The 5,118-nt window shown below is 41.8% G+C and carries 5 protein-coding genes and 1 pseudogene; 2 read left to right on the forward strand and 4 right to left on the reverse strand.

Annotated features, from left to right (window positions below; translation table 11 throughout):
* Both HXY43_RS15320 and cruF read right to left on the reverse strand, forming a co-directional pair.
* A partial coding sequence (locus HXY43_RS15320; RefSeq protein WP_290884267.1) for a glycosyltransferase family 2 protein occupies positions 1-942 on the reverse strand: 942 nt, incomplete at its 3' end.
* A 218-nt stretch (positions 943-1,160) separates the two neighbouring features.
* Positions 1,161-2,066, reverse strand: a complete 906-nt coding sequence (gene cruF / locus HXY43_RS15325; protein WP_290884269.1) for a gamma-carotene 1'-hydroxylase CruF — start codon at positions 2,064-2,066, stop codon at positions 1,161-1,163.
* 386 nt (positions 2,067-2,452) lie between these two features.
* On the opposite strand from cruF, the gene HXY43_RS15330 reads away from it, so the two are divergent.
* Positions 2,453-2,899 carry a hypothetical protein gene (locus HXY43_RS15330; RefSeq protein WP_290884271.1) on the forward strand — a complete coding sequence of 149 codons (447 nt, stop codon included), beginning with the start codon at positions 2,453-2,455 and terminating at the stop codon, positions 2,897-2,899.
* A gap of 120 nt (positions 2,900-3,019) precedes the next feature.
* On the opposite strand, the gene rpmA is transcribed toward HXY43_RS15330, so the two are convergent.
* Positions 3,020-3,298, reverse strand: a complete 279-nt coding sequence (rpmA, locus tag HXY43_RS15335; protein ID WP_290884273.1) for a 50S ribosomal protein L27 — start codon at positions 3,296-3,298, stop codon at positions 3,020-3,022.
* 101 nt (positions 3,299-3,399) lie between these two features.
* Complete coding sequence (gene rplU / locus HXY43_RS15340; RefSeq protein ID WP_290884275.1) at positions 3,400-3,798, reverse strand: 50S ribosomal protein L21; 399 nt, start codon at positions 3,796-3,798, stop codon at positions 3,400-3,402.
* A gap of 953 nt (positions 3,799-4,751) precedes the next feature.
* Between rplU and HXY43_RS15345 the strand changes: the two are divergent.
* A pseudogene (locus tag HXY43_RS15345) lies at positions 4,752-5,003 on the forward strand (nucleotidyltransferase domain-containing protein); the annotation flags it as partial.
* Positions 5,004-5,118 lie beyond the last annotated feature (115 nt).

Below are 5,118 nucleotides of genomic sequence, written 5' to 3' on the forward strand. Positions count from 1 at the left end.
AAAGAGGGGGAGAGAGGGAGAGGGGGCGAGGGGGAGAGGGGGGGAGAGTAACAAAAAAATGAGTACGATGGGGAGGGGTAGACCCTGAACTGAAGTGAGTAGCCACAAATCACCCCATAATTGGGCGCGGGAAGAAGCATCTTTCAAGTCGAGACTTCGTCCCCATTCTTTCCACGTCTCTATCGCCCCTTCATACATCCGTACCTTCAGCACTTTCGCCCCATCTAAAAAGCCTACCTTAAACCCAGAAGCGGCTATGTGTCGCGCTAAAGTAATATCGTCACAAAAAGAACTTTTGGCACTAGTATAACCACTTACAGCAGCTAGAACGGAACGGCGGCATAAAAAACATTGACCATTCGCCATCACCCGTTCTGGCTGATCTGTATTTATACCAGTGGGATCAAAGCGGTAAAGCAGCGTCATTAACAGGGCTGGTTGCAACCAGCACTCTCCTGGATATTTGAGGATGAACTGAGGCGAAAGGGAAACTAAATCATATCCCCCATCTGTGGCTGTCTTTATCAAACCCGCAACTAAACCAGGTGATGGTTGGGTATCAGCATCCATACCCAAAAACCACTCACTTGCTTCTGAGGAATGCAAAAAGCCGTTATGCAATGCCCAAGGACGCCCTACCCAAGTAGGGGGTAAAGGATCATCGGTGACTAGACGAAAGCGGGGGTCTTGTTTTTGCGCTGCTTTGACCAAATCGCGAGTGCCATCTTGGGAATTGCTATCTACAACGATAATTTCTCGGACTTCGTAGCTTTGGCGACTTAAGCCAGCCAACAGGGGACTAATGCGTAGAGCCTCATTTAGGGTAGGAACAACTATACTGACATTACCCAGTAGTTCTGGTGTCGGGTTTTGGGGTGTAACGGGAGGATGGCGTAGGGGCCCTTTGAGGAGGCGCGACAGCAAAATTGCTGTTGCGGGCACTTGTATAAGTAGTAAAAAAAGCGAAAAGGCGCTTGCTATTATCAACCAGCTTGTCACTGCAAAAATATTGGACTAACGCAAAAGGTATGTAAGATGTGATAAATAAGGCAGGCGTTGCAGAACCAGTGCGTTGGGGAAAAAGATCCCCAACGCTACTGTGCAGGGATTCTAAACCCCCCTGTTGTAGCAACTGCCGTCGTGTCTAGTAGAATTTTGATTTACTTGAGAGCAACTTTTACCGGAGCTACTTGCACTTCCTTGGTTGCAGCTTCTACAGCTGGTGTAGATGTAGTTTGAGCTTTCCACCACAGTACCACAGCCGGAGTCACGCCTAAGAACATCCCTAATAATACAGGAATGGGGAATCCAGCCGCCAAGCTCATGACTGTGGCAAAGGCAAAGTTGCTTAAGTAAACAATTAAGGGTAGATTAAGTTGCGATCGCTCTAATTTAATTGGTGTATTCCGCCACAACAGTGCAGCTACCGTCATAAATACCGAACCAGTACCAATCCACCCAGCAAAGTTTTGATAAGGCATCCCAAAAAAAGCTCCCGGTTGTTGCCAATACCAGAAGGGTAGAGAAGTTTGGCTCATCGCTGGATCAAGTACAAAGTCCCAAGAAGTAAGCAACAAAGCACCCAAACCTATCGCACCGACATGACGCAGCAGGCTGGGTTTTTTATCTACTTCCAAACCAGCACGCGCCAGCAAGTAAGACACGCATCCTACATAAAACCATGACAAGGGAATAGTAAACGGTACTAAACCAGCAATTTTATAACCCAAACCACTTAAGTAGCTGTAGTGACCAAAAGGAAAGCCAGTGCTGGTTCCCAATAATTCACTGCTTAAAGAAATAAACACCGAGGGCAGCATAAATGACAGCCACAAACGTAACCCTAAGATTCGATAAGCATACAAAGAAACAGCTGCCGCACCCAAAATCATATAAACCACGCCACCTCCAGCCATACTCCATTGCATGGCTGTTTGTCCTATATCGGCTAAGTTCAAAATTATTTCGGGGTGGGGAACTACCAGTAATATTCCTACCAGTCCAAACACCATCGATATAATATGACCAGTGAGGCACACGCGCTCAGCGATAACAAGTTGTTTCATGATATTTCCTTAATCAAGATGTGACACGCGGCTACATAACTGCTAACAGTTTACAAATGTTTAAGAATATATGTAATTTACTTTTTGCTAAAAATTTCTGTCAACTTGCACAAAAGGCTCTTGGGAAGCATAATCGCCTATTGATTGCAGTAAAAACAAATAAGAAGATTAAAGTAATAAGCTAACAATCGTTCAATCTGTATCCCTGCGTCTTGCGTCTTGCTGTCTTTGCGTTACCGCGTCTTCGGATTATGTAACTTAGAGGTACATTAGCTTAACTACTCGCAGTTACTACAAAAAATACATTAATACTTACGTCAAAACACTTAGTTGCGTCTGTATAGTTTTTGAATAAAAACTTAACTCGCTGCTGAGAATAGCAACCTATGTTAATTTTGAAGAGACTTCCTTGGCTTTCTCTGTTGCTGCTGCTGTTTACCTATACTACCTTAGGTTGGGTATTATATAACGCAAATATTCAGCCTTATGTATGGGTGTTAGTTGTGCTTGCCATTTTAGTTTTTGTAGGAGGCTTGACTATTCCTTGGTCAAAGATAGCTGATTATTCGATTAGCTTCTTTGCATCAAATGTTAGGTCTTTCGGTGTTGCAGTCTTAGGGGCTTTTTTATTTTTTCTTATTCTTGCCTGGTTCCGTCAGTTTCTGGATATTTTGGTGATTACTGCTGCGGTCATTTTGGTGAAGATAGACTTTCAAGCAGCAGGATTCAAAGAAGGGTTGACCTTTTGGATTACAAACATATTCTCTCTAACAGGTTTAGGTTTAGGTGCATTAGCAGCAAAGGTAGTGTCAGACTATATAACAGTATCTTAAAAGGGTTATCATCAATTACAACAGACACCGAACGCATCAGAATTTATCCTAGCTTTTCTTTACCCTTCTTTCACCTATTTCAAGCTAAGGTGGGCATTGCCCACCACTATACTCTGGGGATTAAGACGCAACAGCAGATTCAGTAACAGCTGGATAAACGCTGACTTTTTTGCGGGTTTTGCCCTTGCGTTCAAAAGTTACTACGCCGTCAACTAAGGCGAACAAAGTGTCATCGCTACCAATACCGACGTTATTACCGGGGTGAAATTTAGTACCGCGCTGACGCACAAGAATATTGCCTGCACGGACAATTTGACCACCGTAGCGCTTGACACCCAGACGCTGAGCGTTAGAATCACGACCGTTGCGTGTACTACCTGTTCCTTTCTTATGAGCCATGATTTTCTCCTCTTGATAATGGGAATTAGTTAGTGGTTAGTAGATAGTAGTTAGTAGTAACCAACGAACCACTAACCACTCACTACTAACTACTATCTCTATTATTCAGCAGCTGTTTCTGCTGGTGCTTCAGCAGTTTCATTAGCTGTTGGGGCGGTTTCAGCTTCTGAAGCCAGCACAGAACCATTAATGCTAATGGAGTTAATCATTAGCCTGGTGATTTCCTGGCGATGTCCCCGCTTTTTCCGGGTTTTCTTTTTCGGTTTCATTTTGTACACGATGACTTTGCGACCCCGGAAATGCCGCATCACCGTTCCTTCTACCTTTGCGCCTGACACTAACGGCTGTCCAATTGTAACTTCGCCGTTGTGTTGTACTAATAGCACTGATTCTATAGTAACTTTTTCATCCGGTTGGGCAGAAAGCAGTTCGATATCATAAAAGCGGCCTGGTTCAACTCGTAATTGCTTGCCGCCAGTTTCAATGATTGCGTAAGTCATGTAATTGTCCTTAGTCAGTTGCCGTACAGGTAGCTGGCTTTGTCCTTTAAAAAAACGCGAGCGATCGCGTTCTTGAAATTCTGTTTACCAGCTTTTGTAGTATGTCTACCTGATCCGAGCTGGAAAATAGACAGACAATCTAAAATTATACTAAATTAAATCCGATTGAGTCAACTAAATTACCCAATGCACTTTAATCTAGCAAAAAGACAAGCTGTGATGTGAGGATTTGCACTGGCTATGCTGAGATTTTGCACCATTCTTAATAAGAGCCAGAGGCTCTCGATTATTGCATAGGCGTGCAAAATGTGAATACAGAAAATTAATTGTTGGTCACAAATGATTTTTTGGATAGCAATTGTTAGTGTTTCGAGTTAATGCTGTGAATGCTGTCTATGTGTTCCCAAGAAGGTGCAAAAGATGGGATAGATAAAGAGCAAGCTTTCCACCCAGATTTGACTGCTACATTTAACAGATTACACATGCCTCCGCGTTGTCCTACAGGTGTGTAATGACGACAGTACCGACAAGATGAAACACAAGATTTTAAAGTTGTCATAGCCATTAGTTGATTATAAAAGAACCTTCCTAATTGGGATTGATTTTTCACCATCAAGTATGGCAACCATTTCCTGAAATCTACCTATAATTTGTATGATTTGCTATAAAAACTTTGCATTACTAAATATAAGTTTATGTATAAAAGATGATGGGATTTCTTACTTACGTGTATTCAATGAATTTTATGTAAAAGTGCGGGAAAATACGGAGCAGACGAACTAAGTATAAATAGCTAAAGAAGTAATTATTAAAATTATTTTAAAATTATTTTTATAGGGAAACAGGTAATTGCTAGTTTTATTACCTATTACCAATAGAATGTGAATTCAGCTTGGATGTAGTCTATAGTCTATAAAAAAGTCATATATAACCGCTGACATCTCGACAAAAATATGAAAAGAATAGAACTTGAGGCAAGAACTATTTTGATTGGTTTAGCAGGTAGTCACGGCTATGGTTTAAACCGCCCAGATTCTGACTATGACTATCGGGGAGTGTTTATCGCCCCTAAAAGATATTACTTGGGTTTTGATCGGATTGAACAAAAAGATACTGGTTGGGATGAGCCAGGAATATTTTCATTTATAGATGGAAATAAAGATACAGTAATATACGAATTAAGAAAAATTATCCAGTTGTTAGCTCAGGGTAAGAGCATCTCAATCAGGCTTGACACAAGGAATCAGAAGAATCTAAAGTGTTGCTAATGAAAAAACAATTGAGAACCTGAACCATATAATTGTTATCCATAGCAGTGCG

The organism is Fischerella sp. (assembly GCF_013388695.1).
In the GTDB taxonomy this organism is placed as follows: domain Bacteria; phylum Cyanobacteriota; class Cyanobacteriia; order Cyanobacteriales; family Nostocaceae; genus PCC9605.

What these genes read in the sequence shown, in the direction of transcription:
- rplU (WP_290884275.1), bottom strand. Translation starts at nt 3,798, where the DNA reads ATGACTTACGCAATCATTGAAACTGGCGGCAAGCAATTACGAGTTGAA.
- rpmA (WP_290884273.1), bottom strand. Translation starts at nt 3,298, where the DNA reads ATGGCTCATAAGAAAGGAACAGGTAGTACACGCAACGGTCGTGATTCT.
- HXY43_RS15330 (WP_290884271.1), top strand. Translation starts at nt 2,453, where the DNA reads ATGTTAATTTTGAAGAGACTTCCTTGGCTTTCTCTGTTGCTGCTGCTG.
- cruF (WP_290884269.1), bottom strand. Translation starts at nt 2,066, where the DNA reads ATGAAACAACTTGTTATCGCTGAGCGCGTGTGCCTCACTGGTCATATT.